General features: G+C 67.0%; 17 protein-coding genes and 1 pseudogene. 6 read left to right on the top strand and 12 right to left on the bottom strand.

Translation table 11 applies throughout. From position 1 onward, the window contains the following. Positions 1-116 precede the first annotated feature (116 nt). A pseudogene (locus AC1DIN_RS02750) lies at positions 117-1,714 on the bottom strand (arylsulfatase). Positions 1,715-2,074: 360 nt separating this feature from the next. Continuing rightward, complete coding sequence (gene rpiB, locus AC1DIN_RS02745; RefSeq protein WP_476808584.1) at positions 2,075-2,524, bottom strand: ribose 5-phosphate isomerase B; 450 nt, start codon at positions 2,522-2,524, stop codon at positions 2,075-2,077. A gap of 272 nt (positions 2,525-2,796) precedes the next feature. Here rpiB and AC1DIN_RS02740 point away from each other — a divergent pair, with 272 nt between their 5' ends. Beyond that, positions 2,797-4,263: a DUF1800 domain-containing protein gene (locus AC1DIN_RS02740; protein ID WP_476808583.1), complete on the top strand. Its 1,467-nt coding sequence runs from the start codon at positions 2,797-2,799 to the stop codon at positions 4,261-4,263. A 5-nt stretch (positions 4,264-4,268) separates the two neighbouring features. Then, a complete protein-coding gene (locus tag AC1DIN_RS02735) occupies positions 4,269-5,519 on the top strand; it encodes a DUF1501 domain-containing protein (RefSeq protein ID WP_476808582.1) in 1,251 nt (416 codons plus the stop codon). A gap of 125 nt (positions 5,520-5,644) precedes the next feature. Here the strand turns inward: AC1DIN_RS02735 and leuD are convergent, their stop codons facing one another. The 6 genes from leuD to kynA all read right to left on the bottom strand — a co-directional run bounded on the left by leuD (position 5,645) and on the right by kynA (position 9,633). Then, positions 5,645-6,247, bottom strand: a complete 603-nt coding sequence (leuD, locus tag AC1DIN_RS02730; protein ID WP_476808581.1) for a 3-isopropylmalate dehydratase small subunit — start codon at positions 6,245-6,247, stop codon at positions 5,645-5,647. 27 nt (positions 6,248-6,274) lie between these two features. Next, a complete protein-coding gene (locus AC1DIN_RS02725; RefSeq protein ID WP_441470033.1) occupies positions 6,275-6,709 on the bottom strand; it encodes a metallopeptidase family protein in 435 nt (144 codons plus the stop codon). Positions 6,710-6,714: 5 nt separating this feature from the next. Next, complete coding sequence (locus tag AC1DIN_RS02720; protein ID WP_476808580.1) at positions 6,715-6,960, bottom strand: hypothetical protein; 246 nt, start codon at positions 6,958-6,960, stop codon at positions 6,715-6,717. A 23-nt stretch (positions 6,961-6,983) separates the two neighbouring features. Further along, on the bottom strand, positions 6,984-8,402 hold the full coding sequence (leuC, locus tag AC1DIN_RS02715; RefSeq protein ID WP_476808579.1) for a 3-isopropylmalate dehydratase large subunit: 1,419 nt from the start codon (positions 8,400-8,402) through the stop codon (positions 6,984-6,986). A gap of 111 nt (positions 8,403-8,513) precedes the next feature. Further along, on the bottom strand, positions 8,514-8,666 hold the full coding sequence (locus AC1DIN_RS02710; RefSeq protein WP_156134498.1) for a hypothetical protein: 153 nt from the start codon (positions 8,664-8,666) through the stop codon (positions 8,514-8,516). Positions 8,667-8,784: 118 nt separating this feature from the next. Then, positions 8,785-9,633 carry a tryptophan 2,3-dioxygenase gene (gene kynA / locus AC1DIN_RS02705; RefSeq protein ID WP_476808578.1) on the bottom strand — a complete coding sequence of 283 codons (849 nt, stop codon included), beginning with the start codon at positions 9,631-9,633 and terminating at the stop codon, positions 8,785-8,787. Positions 9,634-9,733: 100 nt separating this feature from the next. Between kynA and AC1DIN_RS02700 the strand changes: the two genes are divergently transcribed. Further along, a complete protein-coding gene (locus AC1DIN_RS02700) occupies positions 9,734-10,948 on the top strand; it encodes an aminotransferase class V-fold PLP-dependent enzyme (protein ID WP_476808577.1) in 1,215 nt (404 codons plus the stop codon). A gap of 11 nt (positions 10,949-10,959) precedes the next feature. Here the strand turns inward: AC1DIN_RS02700 and AC1DIN_RS02695 are convergent, their stop codons facing one another. From AC1DIN_RS02695 to rplS, 4 genes are all read right to left on the bottom strand, one after another. Then, entirely contained in the window at positions 10,960-12,000 is a 1,041-nt protein-coding gene (locus AC1DIN_RS02695) for an HlyD family secretion protein (RefSeq protein WP_441469824.1), read from the bottom strand. Between the two features lie 14 nt (positions 12,001-12,014). Continuing rightward, positions 12,015-13,640: an efflux MFS transporter permease gene (locus tag AC1DIN_RS02690; RefSeq protein ID WP_476808576.1), complete on the bottom strand. Its 1,626-nt coding sequence runs from the start codon at positions 13,638-13,640 to the stop codon at positions 12,015-12,017. Further along, positions 13,637-14,086: a MarR family winged helix-turn-helix transcriptional regulator gene (locus AC1DIN_RS02685; RefSeq protein WP_476765066.1), complete on the bottom strand. Its 450-nt coding sequence runs from the start codon at positions 14,084-14,086 to the stop codon at positions 13,637-13,639. The genes AC1DIN_RS02690 and AC1DIN_RS02685 overlap by 4 nt, the downstream gene beginning before the upstream one ends. Positions 14,087-14,264: 178 nt before the next feature. Beyond that, the gene (gene rplS, locus AC1DIN_RS02680; RefSeq protein ID WP_441469821.1) at positions 14,265-14,660 is read right to left on the bottom strand and encodes a 50S ribosomal protein L19; all 396 of its coding nucleotides are present in this window, start codon (positions 14,658-14,660) and stop codon (positions 14,265-14,267) included. Positions 14,661-14,867: 207 nt separating this feature from the next. Here rplS and AC1DIN_RS02675 point away from each other — a divergent pair, with 207 nt between their 5' ends. From AC1DIN_RS02675 to AC1DIN_RS02665, 3 genes are all read left to right on the top strand, one after another. After that, on the top strand, positions 14,868-15,656 hold the full coding sequence (locus tag AC1DIN_RS02675) for an SDR family NAD(P)-dependent oxidoreductase (RefSeq protein ID WP_476808575.1): 789 nt from the start codon (positions 14,868-14,870) through the stop codon (positions 15,654-15,656). 387 nt (positions 15,657-16,043) lie between these two features. Next, a complete protein-coding gene (locus AC1DIN_RS02670; RefSeq protein ID WP_476808574.1) occupies positions 16,044-16,796 on the top strand; it encodes a bestrophin-like domain in 753 nt (250 codons plus the stop codon). A 254-nt stretch (positions 16,797-17,050) separates the two neighbouring features. Then, entirely contained in the window at positions 17,051-19,135 is a 2,085-nt protein-coding gene (locus AC1DIN_RS02665) for an elongation factor G (protein WP_441469817.1), read from the top strand. The last annotated feature ends 278 nt before the right edge of the window (positions 19,136-19,413 follow it).

Below are 19,413 nucleotides of genomic sequence, written 5' to 3'. Positions count from 1 at the left end.
CGAGCAGCACACCCCGTGCGCTGCCGAAGGCTCCCCCCAAGAGGTTGGACATACACGACGGGGCATCGTTGTGATTGTGAAACGGCCCCGTCGTTGCGACGTGCAGAACGATACGACTAGTCGCCACCGGCGCCTCGCAGTTGCGCCTCGATCTTGCTCAGGTTGAACGATCCCGGCGACTGGCTCGGCGGATAGTCCTTCATGGACAGGAGGAACTGCGCCGCAAGTCCCTGGATCGGTACGACGACGAACGCTCGATCCATGAACCAGTCGTTATACGTGTTGGAGTTGTGCTGCGCCTTCTCGAATGGGTCCCGGCGCAGGTGGAACAGCAGCGGCGCCCGCAGCTCGACGAACGGCTCGCGCCAGACGCCGAAGGCTTGACCGCGGTTCTCCAGGAAGACGACCTTCCAGTCCTGGTAGCGAGCGGCGACGACCTGGCCGTCATCATTGACGTACCAGAACTCGTTGCGCGGCGATTCCTTCACCTTGCCGCTGAAGTAGTCGAGCATGTTGTAGCCGTCGGGATGGGCGCGGTATTTCCGGCCCGCGAAGGTATCGCCCTTCATCAGCCGTTCCTTCACGTCCGGCATGCCGGCGGCCGTCAGCAGCGTGATGAGCCAGTCCTCATGCGCCACGATGCCGTTCAGCGTCGTGCCGGCCGGGAATTTTCCGGGCCAGCGCACGAAGGCCGGCACGCGATAGGCGCCTTCCCAGTTCGAGTTCTTCTCGCTGCGGAACGGCGTCGTGCCGGCATCCGGCCAGGCATTGTAATGCGGGCCGTTATCGGTCGAGTAGAAGACGATGGTGTCGTTGGCGAGGCCTTGATCGTCCATGAACTTGAGCAGGTCGCCCACCATGGCGTCGTGCTCGACCATGCCGTCAGAATACTCGTCCTGGCCCGACTTGCCGCGGTTGGCAGCCTTCACATGTGTCCGGTAATGCATCCGCGTCGCGTTCCACCAGCAGAAGAACGGCTTGTTGGCCGCCTTCTGTCGGCTGATGAAATCCTTGGCTGCCGCGACCGTCTCCTCGTCGATCGTCTCCATCCGCTTCTTGGTGAGCGGACCGGTATCCTCGATCTTGCCATCGACGGTTGCCTTGATCACGCCGCGCGGGCCGAACTTTCTGCGGAATTCCACGTCCTTGGGATAGTCGAAGTTCTCCGGCTCTTCCGACGCATTGAGATGGTAAAGGCTGCCGAAAACTCGTCGAAACCGTGCCGCGTCGGCAGGTGTTCATCCTGGTCGCCGAAATGGTTCTTGCCGAACTGGCCTGTGGCGTAGCCCTTGTCCTTGAGCAGGGCGGCGATCGTCGGGTCGCTGGCCTGCCAGCCTTCCTTGGCGCCGGGCAGGCCCACTTTGGTCATGCCGGTGCGCACCGGCACCATCCCGCTGATGAAGGCCGCACGGCCCGCCGTGCAGCTCTGCTGGCCGTAATAGTCGGTAAAGGAGACGCCTTCACGTGCGATCCGGTCGATGCCGGGCGTCATGTAACCCATCATGCCGCGGTTGTTGTGGCTGATGTTCCAGGTGCCGATGTCGTCACCCCAGATAATCAGGATGTTCGGCGGACGAGCGGAGGTCGTAGCAGGTGCCGTCTGCGCCTGCGCCACCTGGACTGGCGCCGCCGCGCCGAGGGCGGAGGCGGCGGCAAGCGTCGTACCGCCCAGCAGGATCTTGCGTCTGTCCAGGGCATGATCGCCCTGCGGCATCGTTCCGGTGACAGTCTTCGAAGGCAAGCCGGTCGTCATCGTAATCCTCCTCGTCAAGGTGGTTCTACGGAGACAAAGCGCATCTAAACTCAGTACGTGCTCTTATGCTGGCGAATGGAACCTAGCAGCTCTCTAGGGAAGGCGCACTTGACGTTTCTGGGCGTCAGAGCTTAGCCGAGGAAACTGCGAAGGCAGACACGGCCGATCAATTTGAATTACGCGATTGGACTGTTCGTGAGGGCCGTTCCAGCCGTTCCTTCGCATTCCGAATGCCGTCAAATGTCGGCCACGTCGCGCGTCCGGACATTGGTCCGTTGCCTGCAACAGGGCATGTCCCGAAGCGGGAAGCAACGAACGGCGCTACTCCTCCAGCGCCTCAATCATCGCCACCCGCGTCGCGTGCCGGCCGCCCTCGAACTGGGCGGTCAGGAACGCATCCACGATATCGAGCGCCAGCCCTTCGCCCACCACGCGCACGCCGATCGACAGCATGTTGGCATCGTTGTGCTGGCGGATCATGCGGGCTGAGAATGTGTCGGCACAGACGCCGCAACGGATGCCCTTGACCTTGTTCGCCGCCATCATGATGCCCTGGCCGGTGCCGCATAGGACGATGCCAAACCGGCAATCGCCGGAGGCGACGAGCCGCGCCGCCGCTTCGCCGTGCTTGGGATAGTGTGTGCTCTCCGGCGTCGTCGGTCCGATGTCCACCACCACCCAGCCCTGCGTCGCAATATGAGCGGCAATGGCCTGCCGGAGCTGAATGGCGGCGTGGTCGCTGGAGAGGACGATGCGATTGCTGGCTATCAAGGCGAAGTCGTCCCGTTTCCCGAGGCAATCTGGCAGCTCGGCCGAGTTGAATCAGGTGCTTTTTGTTTCGTCAATTCTTCCCGTTCTTCGAATGGCTGCAACCTGCCGAATGCGGACAGGGGCGATGCCTGGAAGGGGTCGGGAGCGGGCTGTCTGGATGTTCCACGAGCCGAGTCTCACCGTCGAACATTGCCGAATTGTCATGAATCTCTTTGCTTTTTTGCCATAGTCGCTGCGGATGCTGGTGGGGATGGTCAGCGGAGGCCGGCGGCATGGCGGGACCGGACGATCTGAAGGCGGGGGCGGTGGCCCTCCTGCGCTTTGGTCTCGGGCCGAAGCCGGGGCAGGGCGAGGTGATACGCCGGCAGGCGCGGGACCGGCTGCTGGCCGAGATCGCGGCCGGGGTCGTCGCGCAGCCTCAGGGCGTGCTGCTTTCAGGCGCGGCCGAGATCGGCAAGGCGCTCTACGCTTTCGAAGACGATGAGAAGCGGGAGCGCGAGGCCAAGCGTATGGCTATGCCGCAGCCCGCTCAGGGCATGCAGGTCGCCAGCGCGGCGCAAGCCGACGCGCAGCCGGCTCCCTCGCAGAACCAGATGGCACAGGCTCCGAAGGCGTCGAGCGAGCCGGCGCTGCCCTATCGCACCTATCGCGACGAGGTGAAGGCGCGGGTCGATCTGGCGCTCGCGGCCGAGACAGGTCTCACCGAACGGCTGGTGATGTTCTGGTCGAACCATTTCTGCATCGGCGCGACCAAGAGCAACATGTCCCGGATCATGGCGGGAAGCTATGAGCGCGAGGCGATCCGCCCCCATGTCTTCGGCCGCTTCGAGGACATGCTGGTCGCGGCGGAGAGCCACCCGGCGATGCTCGACTTCCTCGACAACCGCCAGTCCGTCGGCCCCAATTCCGCCGCCGGCCGGCGGCGCGGGCGCGGGCTGAACGAGAACCTCGCCCGCGAGATCATGGAACTGCACACGCTCGGCGTCTCCGGCGGCTACAGTCAGGCGGACGTCACCAATCTCGCCCGCATCATCACCGGCTGGACCGTCGTGGGGCGCGAGGGCGTGCTCGGCTTTCCCGGCTCCTTCGCCTTCAACGTCGGCCTGCACGAGCCGGGCGTGACGCCGCTGCTCGGCCGCTCCTACGATCAGCCGGGCCGGGCGCAGGGCGTTGCGGCCCTGACAGACCTCGCCCGCCATCCCGCCACCGCCCGGTTCATCGCGACCAAGCTCGTACGCCATTTCGTGGCGGACGATCCTCCGCGCGAACTCGTCGAACTTCTGGCCGCGACTTTCCGCCAGAGCGCCGGAGATTTGCCCGCTGTCTACCGGGCGTTGATTGGCAGCAACGCGGCATGGACAGCGCCGGCAAGCAAGATGCGCTCGCCGCAGGAGTTCCTGATCGCCTCCTATCGGGCGCTGGGCCGTCAACCCGATTTCGGCCAGATCGCCGGGCCGCTGGCGGCGATGGGTCAGCCCTTCTGGCAGCCCTCCGGGCCGAACGGCTATGCCGACACCAATGCCGCCTGGGCCTCGGCCGAAGGCATCAAGACGCGCATCGACGTCGCCGCCGGTTGGGGCCGGCAGGCGGCGAACGCGGTGCCAGACCCGCGTGGCCTGAGCGAGGATATTCTCGGTCCGATTCTCTCGCCCGAGACGAAGCAGGCGGTGGCGCGGGCGGAGAGCCGCCCGCAGGCGCTGGCGCTGCTGCTGATGTCGCCCGAATTCCAGCGGAGGTGAGGCCGATGGATCACCACGACGATGACGATGACTGCGAACGGATGACACCGTCGCGGCGCGCCGCGCTCGGCGCGGCGGGCGCTCTCTTCGCCTGGTCCTTCGTGCCCAAATTTGCCTATGCGGCGCCGGGCAGCCGCGACCCGCGTTTCCTGCTGGTGGTGCTGCGCGGAGCGCTCGATGGGCTTTCGGCTGTTCCGCCGATCGGCGATCCCGACTATGCCGGCCTGCGCGAAGGCATCGCGCTCGCCAAGGACGGCCCCGAGGCGGCGCTGCCACTCGACGGCTTCTTCTACCTGCATCCGGCAATGCCGAATCTCGCCCGGCTCTATCGGGAGGGGCGGGCGGCGATCGTCCACGCCGCCGCGACGGGCTATCGCGAGCGCTCGCATTTCGACGGGCAGGATGTGCTGGAGAGCGGGCAGCCGGGGCCGGGCCACACTGAGAACGGCTGGCTCAACCGGCTGATCGCGAGCCTGCCGGCCGGGGAGGGCATCTCGCGCAAGGGCGTCCTCGGCGTCGGCGTCGTGCCGCCGCTGGTGGTGCGCGGACAGGCGCCGGTGCTGGGCTGGGCGCCGCCGCGCATGGCGCGGGCCGGCGTCGATCTGACGATGCGGCTGGCCGATCTCTACGGCCAGCGCGATCCCGGCCTCGCCGCGGCATTGCAGCAGGCGATCGAGACGGAGGGCGTAGCAAGGCGCAGCGGCATGGCCGAGCCGAAGGGCGGCGGCGGGCCGGACACGGCCGACGGCATGCGCCGGATCGCCGAGGGTGTCGCCGGGCTCGTCGGTGCCGATGACGGGCCGCGCATCGCCGCGCTCGCCTTCGAGGGGTGGGATACCCATGCCAACGAGGGCGGCGCCAAGGGGCGTCTGGCGAATTTGCTCGGCGGGCTCGACGGGGCTTTCGCGGCGCTGGAGCGCGGGCTGGCGCCGGTCTGGAAGGATACGGTGGTGATGGTCGCGACCGAGTTCGGCCGCACGGCTGCCGTCAACGGCACGGTCGGCACCGACCACGGCACCGGCACAGTCGCCTTCCTCGTCGGCGGGGCGGTGAAGGGCGGCCGGATGATCGCGGACTGGCCGGGGCTCAAGCCCGAACAGCTCTACCAGAACCGCGACCTCAGGCCCACGACCGACATCCGCGCGGTCGCGAAGGGGGTGGTTGCGGATCTCTTCGGCATGTCCGGGCCGGTTCTGGCCGAGAAGGTGTTTCCGGGAACGGGGGACTTAAGGCCCGTGCAGGGGTTGGTGGTTTAGCGCTGTGCGTCATGCTCGCCCTTGTGGCGAGCATCCACGTCTCGTGCGTTGAACCCGAAGGTGGCGTCAAGACGTGGATGGTCGGGACAAGCCCGACCATGACGTGGATCTCCGAAGCGCCGGCCTCAAGCCCAGGCGCGTTGCTTCAGCTTGTCCTCGAAGGCCTCGATCTTCGAGGCCTTCTCCATGGTCAGGCCGATGTCGTCCAGGCCGTTGAGCAGGCAGTGCTTGCGGAAAGGGTCGATCTCGAAGGTGATCTCGCCGCCGTCCGGGCCCTTGATCGTCTGCTTCTCGAGGTCGATCGTCAGCGTCGCGTTGGAGCCACGCTCGGCATCGTCGAACAGCATGTCGAGCTGCTCGGGCGTGACCTTGATCGGCAGGATGCCGTTCTTGAAGCAGTTGTTGTAGAAGATGTCGGCGAAGCTCGTGGAGATCACGCAGCGGATGCCGAAGTCGAGCAGCGCCCAAGGGGCATGCTCACGCGAGGAGCCGCAGCCGAAATTGTCGCCGGCGACGAGGATCTCCGCCTTGCGATAGGCCGGCTGGTTCAGCACGAAATCGGGATTCTCCGAACCGTCCTCCTTGTAGCGCATTTCGGAGAACAGCGCGGTGCCGAGGCCGGTGCGCTTGATCGTCTTCAGATACTGCTTCGGGATGATCATGTCGGTATCGACATTGACCACCTTCATCGGGGCGGGCGTCGAGGTCAGCGTGGTGAAGGGCTGCATGGTTCTTGTCCTTGCGTGAAGGCCGGCTCAGCCGGCCGCCTGTTCGATGGCTTCCATGTCCTCGTCGGAGAAGCCGAAATGGTGGCCGATCTCGTGGACCATCACGTGGGTGACGATGGCGCCCAGGCTCTCGTCATTTTCCGCCCAATAGTCGAGTATCGGCCTGCGGTAGAGATGGATGGTGTTGGGCATCTGGCCGGTCTGAGGCGAATAGCCCTGCTGGGGCAGGCCGACGCCGCTGAACAGGCCGAGCAGGTCGAAGGGGCTTTCCGCCTCCAGCTCCTTCAGCACGTCGTCCTCGGGAAACTCGGTGACGTTGAAGACGACGTCGGCGCAGAGCGCACGGAACTCTTCCGGCAGGCGGTCGAAGGCGGCCTGCGCCAGCACCTCCAACGCCTCCAGCGACGGGGCCCTGGCCCCATCCCAGTCGATTTCCGTGCCCTTGTTCACCACGGCGTCCATATCCGTCACCAGATCTTCAGCTGATGGCCGAGCCACCAGGCCAGCACGACGACGCCCAGCAGCGAGAGGGACCGGCCGATGCGCCGGCCCCAGAGCTCGACCCTGTCGCCCTCCGGCGCGTCCGCGCCCGAGAAGTGCTGGGCAGCCCGGCCCATCGAGGAGCCGAGCAGGCTTTCGCTGTCGCGCTTGACGCGCTCGAGCGCAGCCTTTGCCTCGGCTTCGCGTCCGGTTTCGCGGGGATCGTTCGACATGATGCGGTCCCCGCCTCTGTGGCTCAGCCCAGCGTGCGCACGTCGACGAAGTGGCCGATCAGCGCCGCCGCCGCCGCCATCGCCGGCGAGACGAGGTGCGTACGGCCGCGATAGCCCTGGCGGCCCTCGAAGTTGCGGTTCGAGGTCGAGGCTGCGCGCTGGCCCGGCTTGAGCTGGTCCGGGTTCATGCCGAGGCACATCGAGCAGCCCGGCTCGCGCCATTCGAAACCGGCGGCGAGGAAGATCTTGTCGAGGCCTTCCAGCTCCGCCTGCTGCTTCACCAGTCCGGAGCCCGGCACGATCATGGCGTAGTCCAGGCTGTCATGGATCTTCTTGCCTTCGACGATCTTGGCAACCGTGCGCAGATCCTCGATGCGGCCGTTGGTGCAGGAGCCGATCCAGATCACGTCGAGCGGGATCTCCGTCATCTTCGTGCCGGCGGAGAGGCCCATATACTCGAGCGCGCGCTTCTTCGAGGCGCGCTTGACCTCGTCCGCGATCAGCTCCGGATCAGGCACCGCGCCGAGCACCGAGATGACGTCCTCCGGGCTCGTGCCCCAGGAAACGATCGGCGGCAGGTTGGCAGCGTCCAGCTTGACGATGCGGTCGAAATGCGCGCCCTCGTCGGAGCGCAGCGTCTCCCAGTAGCGAACGGCGGCGTCCCAGGCCTCGCCCTTCGGCGCCTTGGGGCGGCCCTGCAGGTAGGCGAACGACTTCTCGTCGGGCGCGACCATGCCGGCGCGGGCGCCGCCCTCGATCGACATGTTGCAGACCGTCATGCGGCCTTCCATCGAGAGGCCGCGGATGGCCTCGCCGGCGTACTCGATCACCGAGCCGGTGCCGCCGGCGGTGCCGATCTCGCCGATGATGGCGAGCGTGATGTCCTTGGCGCCGACGCCGGGAGCAGGCGTGCCGTCCACCTGGACGAGCATGTTCTTCGCCTTCTTCTGGATCAGCGTCTGCGTGGCCAGCACATGCTCGACCTCGGAGGTGCCGATGCCGTGGGCGAGCGCCCCGAAGGCGCCGTGCGTCGAGGTGTGCGAGTCGCCGCAGACGATCGTGGTGCCCGGCAGGGTGAAGCCCTGCTCGGGGCCGACGATGTGGACGATGCCCTGGCGCTTATCCAGCTCGTTGAAGTACTCGACGCCGAAGTCCCTGGCGTTCTTCGCGAGCGCCTCGACCTGGATGCGGCTTTCCTCTTCCTGGATGCCCTTGGAGCGGTCGGTCGTCTGGATGTTGTGGTCGACGACGGCGAGCGTCTTCTCCGGCGAACGGACCTTGCGGCCGGTCATGCGCAGGCCCTCGAAGGCCTGCGGGCTGGTGACCTCGTGGACGAGGTGGCGGTCGATGTAGAGCAGGCAGGTGCCGTCGTCCTGCCGATCGATGACGTGATCGTCGAAGATCTTGTCGTAGAGGGTGCGGGGGCCTGTTGACGCAGTCATGGCTTGGTCTCGGTCTTGGGAACTATGATCTGGAAAATCGATGCACGCCGCGCCGGTCATTCCGACGCGCTCAAAACAGTCGCCTGTCGCCGGCCGCAAGAGCGGCCGGTCTCAGGCGCCGGTAAGGCCCGCGGCGATGGAGGCGGTGAAGCGGCCGAAGAAGCGCCACGGCAGGCGGGCATGGTCGTGCAGCGCGGCAAAATCCTGCGTCGTCGGCAGGGGCGGCAGATGGCCCTCTCCCTGCACGGCGCTGAAGCGCTGCAACTGATGCTCACACGGCGACATGGCCACTATGTAGCAGTTCCAATGAAGCCGGACAATCGGCGCCGTCGCAGGAGCGTCATCGCCGCGGCGCAGGGGTGGGCGGTGAGCAGCCTGCGCGTCACAGCTCGCTGCGCAACTGCCAGAGCTCCGGGAAAAAGGAGCGTTCGAGCGCGGTCTTCAGGAACTTCACGCCACTGGAGCCGCCTGTGCCCGGCTTGAAGCCGATGATGCGTTCGACCGTCTTCATGTGGCGGAAGCGCCATTGCTGGAACTGGTCTTCGAGATCGACCAGTTCCTCGGCGAGCTCGTAGAGATCGAAATGGTGCTGCGTGTCCCGATAGATCGTGAGCCACGCCGCCTTCACCATCTCGCTCGCCACGTGCGGCACGCTCCAGTCGCGCTCGATGCAGTCGGCCGGGATCGGCAGCCCGCGCCGGGCGAGCAGGCGCAGCGCCTCGTCATAGACGCTCGGCGCGTCCAGCAGCGCCTGCAGATGGGCGTAATGCTCGGGATGGTGCCGGTGCATCGCCAGCATGCGCGGGTCCTTGGCGCCGAGGCGGAATTCCAGCGCGCGATACTGATAGGACTGGAAGCCGGAGGATTGGCCGAGCGCGTCACGGAAGGCCAGGTAGTCGGCCGGCGTCATCGTCGAGAGCACGTCCCAGGCAGTGACGAGCTGGGCCTGGATGCGCGAGACGCGCGCCAGCGACTTGAAGGCGGGTTGGAGCTGGTCGGCGCGGATCGCCGCGATGGCGCCGTCGAGCTCGTGTGCCGCCAGCTTCAGCCAGAGTTCCTGGACCTGATGGATGGTGATGAAGAGCAGTTCGTCCGGGGCGTCGCTCAGCGGCTTCTGTGCCGCCAGCAGCAGATCGAGGCCAAGATAGGAGCTGTAATCCATGCGCTCCTTGAAGTCCGTCTGCATGCCGGGTTCGATGCGGCTGTGGTGCTCGCCTGTGCCGGTGCCCATCGTTCTGACCTCCTCGCCGCGCGCCTTGACGAGGCGAAGGCGGCCTATATTTTAAGTTTAAAGTATTTTGGCATGCGGACAAGGCGGGCAGGACGTGACGATGGCGATCGATCCAGCGACGACCGTTCCCGCTCGGCTCGACCGACCGCCCTTCGATCTGGCTGCCGACTTCTCCCATTTCCGCCGGAACTGGCCGGAGCAGCTGCATTTCGCCGCTCACAGCCATCATTTCTGGCCCGATATCACGCGCGAGGCGCATCTGCGCTGCTGGGACGATGCCGCCCGCCTGGTCGATGGCAAGTGGGAGGAGGTGCTTGGCCCGGTCTGGCGGAAGGTGGCGCAAGGCGTGGCTGGGCATCTCAACCTGCCCGGCATCGATGGGCTCGTGCCGGCCAACAACACCCATGAATTCGTCAACCGGCTGCTCTCCTGCCTGCCGCGCGAGCGCACGCCGCGCATCCTGACTGATGATGCCGAATTCCATTCCTTCCGGCGGCAGATCGAGCGGCTGGCGGAGGAGGGGCTGGTCACGCTCACCATCGTGCCGGCCGAGCCGTTCGCAGGCCTGACGGAGCGGCTGATCGCGGCGGCGAAGGCGAGCGACCCCGACATGGTCTTCGTCAGCCAGGTGCAGTTCAATTCCGGCTATGCGCTGACCGATCTGGAGGGGCTGGTTGCGGGTGTCGGCGCGCCGGGTCGTCTCGTCGTCATCGACGGCTATCACGGCTTCCTGGCGCGGCCGACCGATCTCTCCGCCATCGCCGACAAGGCCTTCTACATCGCCGGCGGCTACAAATACGCCATGGCGGGCGAGGGCGCCTGCTTCATGCACTGCCCGCCCGGCTTCGCCATGCGGCCGCGCGACACCGGTTGGTACGCCTCGTTCGGCGCGCTCTCCGGCCCGCAGGGCGGCGTCGGCTATGCCGAGACCGGCTGGCGCTTCATGGGCGCGACCTTTGATCCCTCCGGCCTCTACCGCATGGGGGCGGTGTTCGACTGGCTCGGCGCGAAGGGCCTCGACGCGGCGGCGATCCACGGCCACGCCCATGCCTTACAAGGTATCGTCACGGAGGGGCTGGCGCGCCGGCCTTGTGGCGTACTCGCGCCGGAGAACCTCATGCTGCCGCTCTCCGAACCGGCACACGGCAATTTCCTCACGTTCCGCCATGCGGACGCGCAGCTCTGGTACGAACGGCTGGCACAAGCGGGCGTCACCGTCGACCTGCGCGGCGACAGGTTGCGCCTGGGCTTCGGGCTCTATCAGAACGCTGACGACGCGCAGCTTCTGCTGGAGCGCCTTGCGACGCTGGCCTGACGCCAGATCGCCTAGCGGCGCGAGGTGTCGACGCTGACGACCACCGACATGCCGGGCGCCAGCTCTTCCGCCAGCGGCTGGCCCGGGTCGATGGCGATGCGGACCGGCACGCGTTGCGCGATCTTGATGAAGTTGCCAGTGGCGTTGTCCGCCCGGATGATGCTGAACTCGGAGCCTGCCGCGGGAGAAAAGCGCTCGATCCTGCCGGTGAGCGTGGCATGGCGCAGCGCATCGACCGTGAAGGTCACAGGCTGGCCGACACGCATGCCGGGCAGCTGGGTTTCCTTGAAGTTGGCGATCACCCAGGTCTGGGCGGGCACCAGCGTCATCAACTGCGTGCCGGCAGAGACATATTGGCCGAGCCGGGCCGAGACCTCGCCCAGGCGCCCGTCCTGCGGGGCGGTGATGCGGGTGTTGCTGAGATCGATCTCGGCGAGATGGACGGTGGCCTCGGCGCCCTCGACCGCGGCGACGAGCGACTGGCGGTTGACGATGGCGGTTTGAATATCCTGCCGCGCCACTTCTGCAGCGGCATTGCTGGCGGCTAGGGAGGCGCGGGCCTGGTCGAGCGCTTGCTGGCTCTGGTCGGTGCTGGTCTGGCTGACGACGCCGCGCTCGCGCAGCGGCTCGATGCGGCCCCAGTTCGCCTCGGCGGTGCGCAGTGCGGCCTCGGCGCTGGCGACATTCGCCACCGCGGCACGCAGCCGGGCCTCGGCGGAGGCGCGGGCCTGATCCGAATTGGCGAGCGCCGCACGCTGGGCAGCGAGCGAGGCCCGGGCCTGCTCCAGCTTCTGCGCATAGATGCGGTCGTCGATGCGCAGAAGCAGATCGCCCTGCTTCACCGCGGCGAAATCTTGCACCGGCACCTCTGCGACGTAGCCGGCGAGCTGCGGTGCGATCACCGTGACCTGGCCGCGGACATAGGCGTTCTCGGTGGTCTCGATGGCGCTGGCGAAGGGCGGCAGCCGCCAGGCGAACAGGATCACGGCGAGGCCGGCGAGGCCGATGGCCAGGGCGACGTAGGTCGAAAGGGAGCGGAAGAGGCGGGTCATGGTCGGTGCATTGATCAGCCGGCTGCGGGAGCAGGGGCGGTGGCGGAGAGCGCCTTGAGGCGCAGGACGGCGAGATGGAGGAAGAGTCCGGCCAGTGCGAGGCCGGCGAGCAGCGAGATGAGCAGGAAGGCGTCGTTGTAGGCGAGGACGGTCGCTTCCCGCGTCGCCTGCTGGGCGAGCAGCGCCACGCCCTCGGCGCGCGTCAGGGCCGTGTCGGTCAGGACATGGCCGTAACTACCGCCGAGCTGGCCGATGCGTTGGGCGACGAGCGGATCGGACATCGCGAAATGCTCGGCGAGCACATGGTAGTGGAAGCTGGTGCGCAGCGTGATGAAGCTGCCGAAGATGGCCGAGCCGAGCAAGCCGCCGATGCTCTGGGTGAACAGGAAGACGGTGATGAAGCTCAGGATATAGACCGGGCCGCGCGCGATCGCGCTGCCCATGCCCTGCGCCATCGCCGTCGGCAGGTAAAGCCCCGAGCCGTAGGCGACGAGCGCCTGGCTCAGATAGATGTCGTGCGGCCGGGTCAGGCTGGTCGCGCCGCTGTCGAGCCAGGCGCCCAGCGAGACGCAGGCCAGCGCCACACCGTAGAACCAGTTCTCGCGGCCCGGCCGCAGCAGCAGCGCGCAGGTCAACCCTCCCGCCAGGATCGCGCAGAAGATGACCGTATAGAGCGACAGCGTCTGCTCGTTCTGGATGCCGAGGGCCTGGAAGAAATTGGAGGCGCCGACCGTCTGTTCCGCCAGGAGCACGCGCAGCAGCAGCAATGCGCCGGCGAAGTGCAGAGTCGTCGGGCTCGTCAGCCAGCGGATGTCGATGAGCGGGCTGTCGCGATGCAGCTCGATGATCGCTGCCAGCATCAGGCAGAGAATGGCGCAGGCGAGGAGCCAGCCGAGCCAGGGCGCCTCGAACCACCAGTAGATCCGGCCGAGGCTGAGCACGACGGCGATCGAGCCGAAGCCGACGGCGATGAACAGGTAGCTGACGAGATCGAGCGGGCCGATGCACTTCACCCGCGGCGGCGAGGTCAGCGGCAATGCGTAGACGAAGCCGAAGGCGAGCAGGGCGAGCCCCATCTCGAACAGGGTCAGGCCGTGGAAGCCGCCGATATCGAGCAGCCAGAGCGAGATCAGCCGCGTCACGGGGATGCCGAGCGTGGTGTTGGTGAGCGCCAGCGAGATCCCGACGGTGAGCTTCTTCGGCGGCGGCAGCGGCTCGATCATGTAGAAGAAGGCGAGGGAGGACATCGGCGCCGCCGCCATGCCGCTCATGAAGCGGACCACCACGGCCGATTGCAGATCGCGGACGAAGAGGAGGTTGAGCAGCGTCGCGAAAACGAAGCCGGCCAAGCTTATCTCGGCGAAATTGCGCAGTCCGTACTGCATCCGGATCTTGATCAGGGCGATGGAGAGCGAGACGTTCGGCGCCATGTAGGCGGCGATCAGCCAATTCGTCTCGGCGAGGGTGGCGCCGAGCTCGCCCTGGATCTGGTAGACATTGGTGTTGACGATGTTCTGGCCGACCTGCTGCGTCATCGCCAGCGTCACCGAGGCGAGCATATAGGCGAGCGCACGGGCGGGCGGCATGGTGAGGCCGAACGGTTGCGCGGCCGGGCCGGTCGTGGTTTCGGGCGCGCTCATGGGGCCACGCTCCGTCCGGCGGCGATGTTCCGCGAGGTGCGGCGCAGGACGCCGAGCGCCGCTTCCAGCTCCTCGGGTGCGATCCCCTGCAGGATGCCGGCGCGCAGCTCGGCGAGGAAGTTCAGGATGTCCTGCGCTTGAGCGCGGGCGGTCTCCGTGAGGAAGACGCGGCGGGCGCGGCGGTCACCTTCGACGGCGCGGCGCTCGATCATGCCGTTGCGTTCGAGGCCGTCGAGGAGACGCACCAGCGTCGGCTGCTCGATGTCGAGCAGGCCGGCGAGATCGGACTGGATCGGGCCGTCTTCCTTGGCGAGCTCCATCAGCAGCCGGGCGCGCGAGAGGGTCAAACCCATGTCGCGGGCGCGCTCGTCGACGAGCGCCCTCAGCTTCCGGTTGACGGCAGCGAGCTCGGCAGTGAAGGCGGCCTGAAGCGGGGCGAGGTCCATGACGCTGATATAAATAGCATGCTAATGATTATCTTACTTATATGCGTCATTGATGCATATCAAATGCGGATATTGCGTTGCGATATGCGTTTCTGGAATGGGTTGAGGTGGCCCTGGGCAATAAAAAAACGCGGCCCCGAAGGACCGCGTTTCAATCTCTTTGCACTGAGGCTGCGGCTTACTTGCCGGCTGCCTTCGAGCCCTTGGCCGGCTTGGCCTCGACGCGCTCGGCGATACGGGCCGACTTGCCGCGGCGATCGCGCAGGTAATAGAGCTTGGCGCGGCGAACCTTGCCCTTGCGGACCACCTTGATCGAGTCGAGGTTCGGCGAGAAGAGCGGGAAGACGCGCTCGACACCCTCGCCATAGGAAATCTTGCGGACGGTGAAGCTCTGGTTGAGGCCGCCGCCGTTGCGGGCGATCACGACGCCCTCATAGGCCTGGACGCGAGTGCGCTCGCCTTCCTTGACCTTGACGTTGACCTGCACGGTGTCACCGGGCTGGAACTGGGGGATGTTCTTGCCGTCGCTGAGCTTGGTGATCTGCTCGGCATCGAGCTGTTCGATGATGTTCATGGGTCTCTCCATGGCCGTGTTCGCGTGCGGGCACGCTGGCGTTACGGCGCGCTGTTTTCAGTTGAGAGCGCGGCCATACAGGAGCGCGGCGGATTTGTCGAGCGGCAATGCCGGCAAAGCGCGTCGGCGCCTACTCGCTTGTTGGCGATCCGCGCGGCATGCTTAGCCTTGCCCGAACCGAGACGCCACATCGACCGGACGCAGGCCATGACCGACCAAGCCACCAAGATCGCCCTTGTGACGGGTGCCGCGCGCGGCATCGGGCTTGCCACCGCCAAGCGCTTTCTCGCCGAAGGCTGGCAGGTCGGCCTGCTCGACATCGACGGGGCGGGGCTCGAGCGGGCCGCGGCCGAGATCGCGCAACCGGCGCGGACGCTGGTGCTGACCTGCGACGTCGCCGATCCGGCGCAGCTGGAGGCTGCCTTCGCCGGGCTCGCCAAGCGCTTCGGGCGGCTCGACGCGCTCGTCAACAATGCCGGCACGGCGGTGTTCAAACCGCTGTTGGAGACGACCTATGAGGAGTGGCAGCGGGTGCTTGCGGTCAACCTCACCGGGCCGTTCCTGGCGACACAGCTCGCCGCGCCGCTGATGGCCGACAATGGCGGCGGCGCTATCGTCAACATCACCTCGATCTCGGGCCTGCGCGCCTCGACTTTGCGCGTTGCCTACGGCACCTCGAAGGCGGCGCTGGCGCATCTGACCAAGCAGCAGGCGGCGGAGCTCGCGGGCCTCGGTATCCGCGTCAACGCGGTCGCGCCGGGGCCGGTGGAGACGGCGATGGCCAAGGCCGTGCACAGCCCCGAGATCCGCGCGGACTACCGCGACGCGATTCCGCTTGGCCGCTATGGGCTGGAGGAGGAACTGGCCGAGTCGATCTTCTTCCTGTGCTCGGAGCGCGCGAGCTACATCTCCGGGCAGGTGCTGGCGGTCGATGGCGGCTTCGACGCCACAGGCATAGGGCTGGCGACGCTGCGCGGGGAGAGGCGGAACCTCTAGGCGCGCGAGTCGCGCTCGCGGGCTTCGCGCTGATGCCTTACGGCCTAACCGGCTCCAGCAGGGCTGGCGGAGAGCCTGAATCCGTCCGTCCTGCCGTGCTGGATGCGCCGGGGATCGGTTGGGCCGCAGGCCTGCCCGGCCTTTCGACCCCGATCGCCATGGACCCGGCGATGACCGCGGTCATGCAGTCCTCGCCATTGCCTTCACCATTTCGGCGTTCTTTGCCGGGTCGGCGAGCCTTGAGCAGGGCGCGGCACCGTTGCGGGGATTGAGGCCGAACCCGAGGGGATTGTCAGGGCCCGGCCGCGTCCGCCAAATGGTGGCGTCCAGAGTGTCTGCGGAGCCACCGGAATCGTAGACAAGGCTGATGTGGGGGGCTGGTTCGCGATGGAATCGTTCACGATTGGCATTTTCGCGCTCATCGTCATCTTCGGGGCGGCCTTGTTCGGGATGTTCGTGAAGAGCCGGCTTCCCGAGCACCATCTCACGCCCGACTCGAGAGATGCCATCAAGCTGGCCACGGCGATCATCGGAACGCTCTCGGCGCTGGCGCTGGGCCTTCTGATTGCATCGGCAAAGCGCTCCTTCGACGATGCGGGGGCCGAGCTGAGGGCGACTGCTGCGCGCATCCTGCTGCTGGACAGGGTCCTGGCGCATTACGGCCCCGAGACCGCAGAGATGCGCCAATCGCTCCGCCGGCTCGTGGAGCACCGCAAGCTCGAAATCGACAACGGCATGCTGAACAGCGATTCGCTCAATGACGGGCTGGACGTCGAGCCGATCCAGGATCGCCTGCGGGACCTGGTACCGACGACGGATGGGCAGCGCTGGCTTCAGTCACGGGCCCTCCAACTGACCGGGCAAGTCGCGGAGACACGATGGTCGCGGCCTGAAACCGAGGCGGGAGGATTTCCGGGCGTTTTCGTCGTCTTCATCGTCTTCTGGCTGGCGCTGCTCTTCACATCCTTCGGATTGCTTGCGCCGGGAAACGCGACGGTGGTCGTCTTCCTCCTCGTGTCGGCGATATCCGTGGCAGGGGCGCTGGTGCTCATCATCGATATGGACCACCCCTATCTCGGCTATATCCGGGTGTCCGATGCGCCGCTGCGGCTGGCCATGGAGCGGCTTGCCAAGCCCTGATCGACGGTCGAGCCCGGGGCCGACCGCAGTCTTTGCCGTCACTGCAGCGCCCCGGATAAATCCCTTGCGCTGGCCGCGGAACGGCGCGAACCTCCCCTCCTATGCCTCTTCGACGGCCGCCCGACCAGCTCGGGCCGGTGCGACCGCCGCCCGACCGGCGCCTCGGGGCTTTCCTTCCCGCCGCGCTGGCCTTCATCCGCGACGATGAGGGGCGAGCCCTTTCGTCCTCGCGGTCCAACCCGGAGGAGGACGTCATGGCAGCACAAAATGGCAGAGGAGACACGGCCCGCGGTACCAGGCGCGCGGGGCCGCGATGCATCGCGATCGTCGGCCCCTTCCAGAGCGGCAAGACGACCTTGCTGGAAAGCATCCTGATGCGCTGCGGCGCGCTTTCGCGCACGGGTTCGGCCAAGAACGGCAATACGGTCGGCGATGCGGCGCCCGAGGCGCGGGCGCATCAGATGAGCACGGAGCCCAGCGTCGCGACAGTCGAATTCCTCGGCGACACCTTCCATTTCGTCGATTGCCCCGGCTCGGTCGAGTTCCTGCACGAGATGCGCCATGTTCTGCCGGCGGTCGATGCCGCCGTCGTCGTCTGCGAGGCGGATGACCGCAAGGCGCCGGCGCTGGAACTGGTCCTGCGCGAACTCGAGGAAGCCGACATCCCGCGCTTTCTCTTCCTCAACAAGATCGACACGGCCTCGCGCCGGGTCCGGGAGACGCTCGGCATCCTGCAGCGCGCCTCGCGCACGCCGCTGCTGCTGCGACAGATCCCGATCTGGAAGAACGGCATTGCCGTCGGCTTCATCGACCTCGCGCTGGAGCGGGCCTTCATCTACCGCGAGCATGCGCCGAGCGAGATCGTGCCGCTGGCTGTGGATGAGAGTGGCCGGGAGAAGGAGGCGCGCTTCTCCATGCTCGAGCGGCTCGCAGACTATGACGACGAGCTGATGGAAGAGCTGCTCGGTGACATGGAGCCGCCGCGCGACCGCATCTTCGACGATCTCGCCCGCGAATTGCAGCATCGCCATGTCGTGCCGGTGCTGATCGGCGCGGCGGAGCGCGGCAATGGCGTGACTCGGCTCCTGAAGGCACTCAGGCACGAGGCGCCGGGGCTCGCCGAGACCCGCGGGCGCGCCGGGGTCCTGGCCGAAGGGCCTCCGCTCGCCCAGGTGATGAAGACCTGGCATTCGAGCCAGGGCGGCAAGCTCTCGCTGGCGCGGGTGATGCGCGGCCGGATGGCCGAAGGTGACACCGTGACATCGTCGGGCGGCGTGGAGGCGCGCATTGCCGGTGTGCTGGCGCTCAAGGGCGCTGAGCAGAGCCGCAAGCCGGCGGCCGAGGAGGGCGAGGTTGCGGCGTTCGCCAAGCTGGAAGGCATCGGGACCGGGGAATCCTTCATGCTCGGCAAGCAGCGGGCAAGCGTCGTCAGCGCGATCGCGCCGCCGGAGGCTGTCCATGCGGTCGCCATCGCGGTGAAAGACCGCAAGGACGATGTCCGGCTGGCCGCAGCCTTGCAGCGATTGACGGAGGAGGACGCGGCGCTTTCGGTCACGCAGGTCCCTGAGCTGGGCGAGACCCGTCTGACCGGGCAGGGCGAGATGCATCTGCGTGTCGCGCTCGAGAAGCTCGCGGGCCGCTACGGCGTGACTGTCGCGAGCCGTTCGCCCCAGGTCGGCTATCGCGAGAGCATCCGCGGTCACGCCGGCGCGCGCGGCCGGCATCGCAAGCAGAGCGGTGGCCATGGCCAGTATGGCGATGTCGTGATCGAGGTCGCGCCGCTGCCCCGCGGGGACGGCATTCGCTTCGTCGACAAGATCACCGGCGGGGTGGTGCCGCGCCAGTATATCGGCTCGGTCGAGGCCGGCATGCGCGACTTCTGCGAGAAGGGGCCGCTCGGTTTCCCGATCGTCGATATCGAGGTCACGTTGACGGACGGCTCCTACCACACGGTCGATTCCTCGGACATGGCGTTCCGGCAGGCGGCGCGGCTGGCGATGAGCGAGGCGATGCCGCAGGCGAAGCCCGTCCTGCTCGAGCCGATCCTGTCCGTCGATGTCGTCATCCCGTCGGAGGCGATGTCGCGCGCATCGGCTCTGATCTCTGCCCGGCGCGGCCAGATCCTCGGATACGATACGCGAGCGGGCTGGCGCGGCTGGGACCAGATCAAGGCGCTGGTGCCGGAGGCCGAGATGCCCGGGCTGATCGTCGAGCTGCGCTCGGCGACCTCGGGCGTCGGCTCGTTCAACGCACGCTTCGACCATCTGGCGGAGCTCGCCGGCAAACCGGCGGAGGCGGTCGTGTCCGCGCAGGCCCTGGCTTCCGCCCAGGGGCGCTGACGGGGAACCCGCCTGAACCGTACCGCAGTGGCGGGAGCTTCGGCTCCCGCCGTCTTCGGAATTGATCGCTACCGTCATGGCGGGATGCAAAAGGCAGCTTCTCGGCGTTCGGCAATGTCTGCGAATGACGCGTCGGCCTTCGGTATTGGCCCCATCGCCGGCTCGCGTGGAATGCCGAAGTTGTTCGGGCCGTCTGACCGGGATGGACGGCCCGGCTCCGAAGCCGCCGGACGCAATCTCGAAAGGCAACGCATCCGGGCGCATGGGGAGGGCCGACA

The organism is Allobosea sp. 05T438, assembly GCF_056396025.1.
This window is presented reverse-complemented; position numbering and strand designations above follow the sequence as displayed.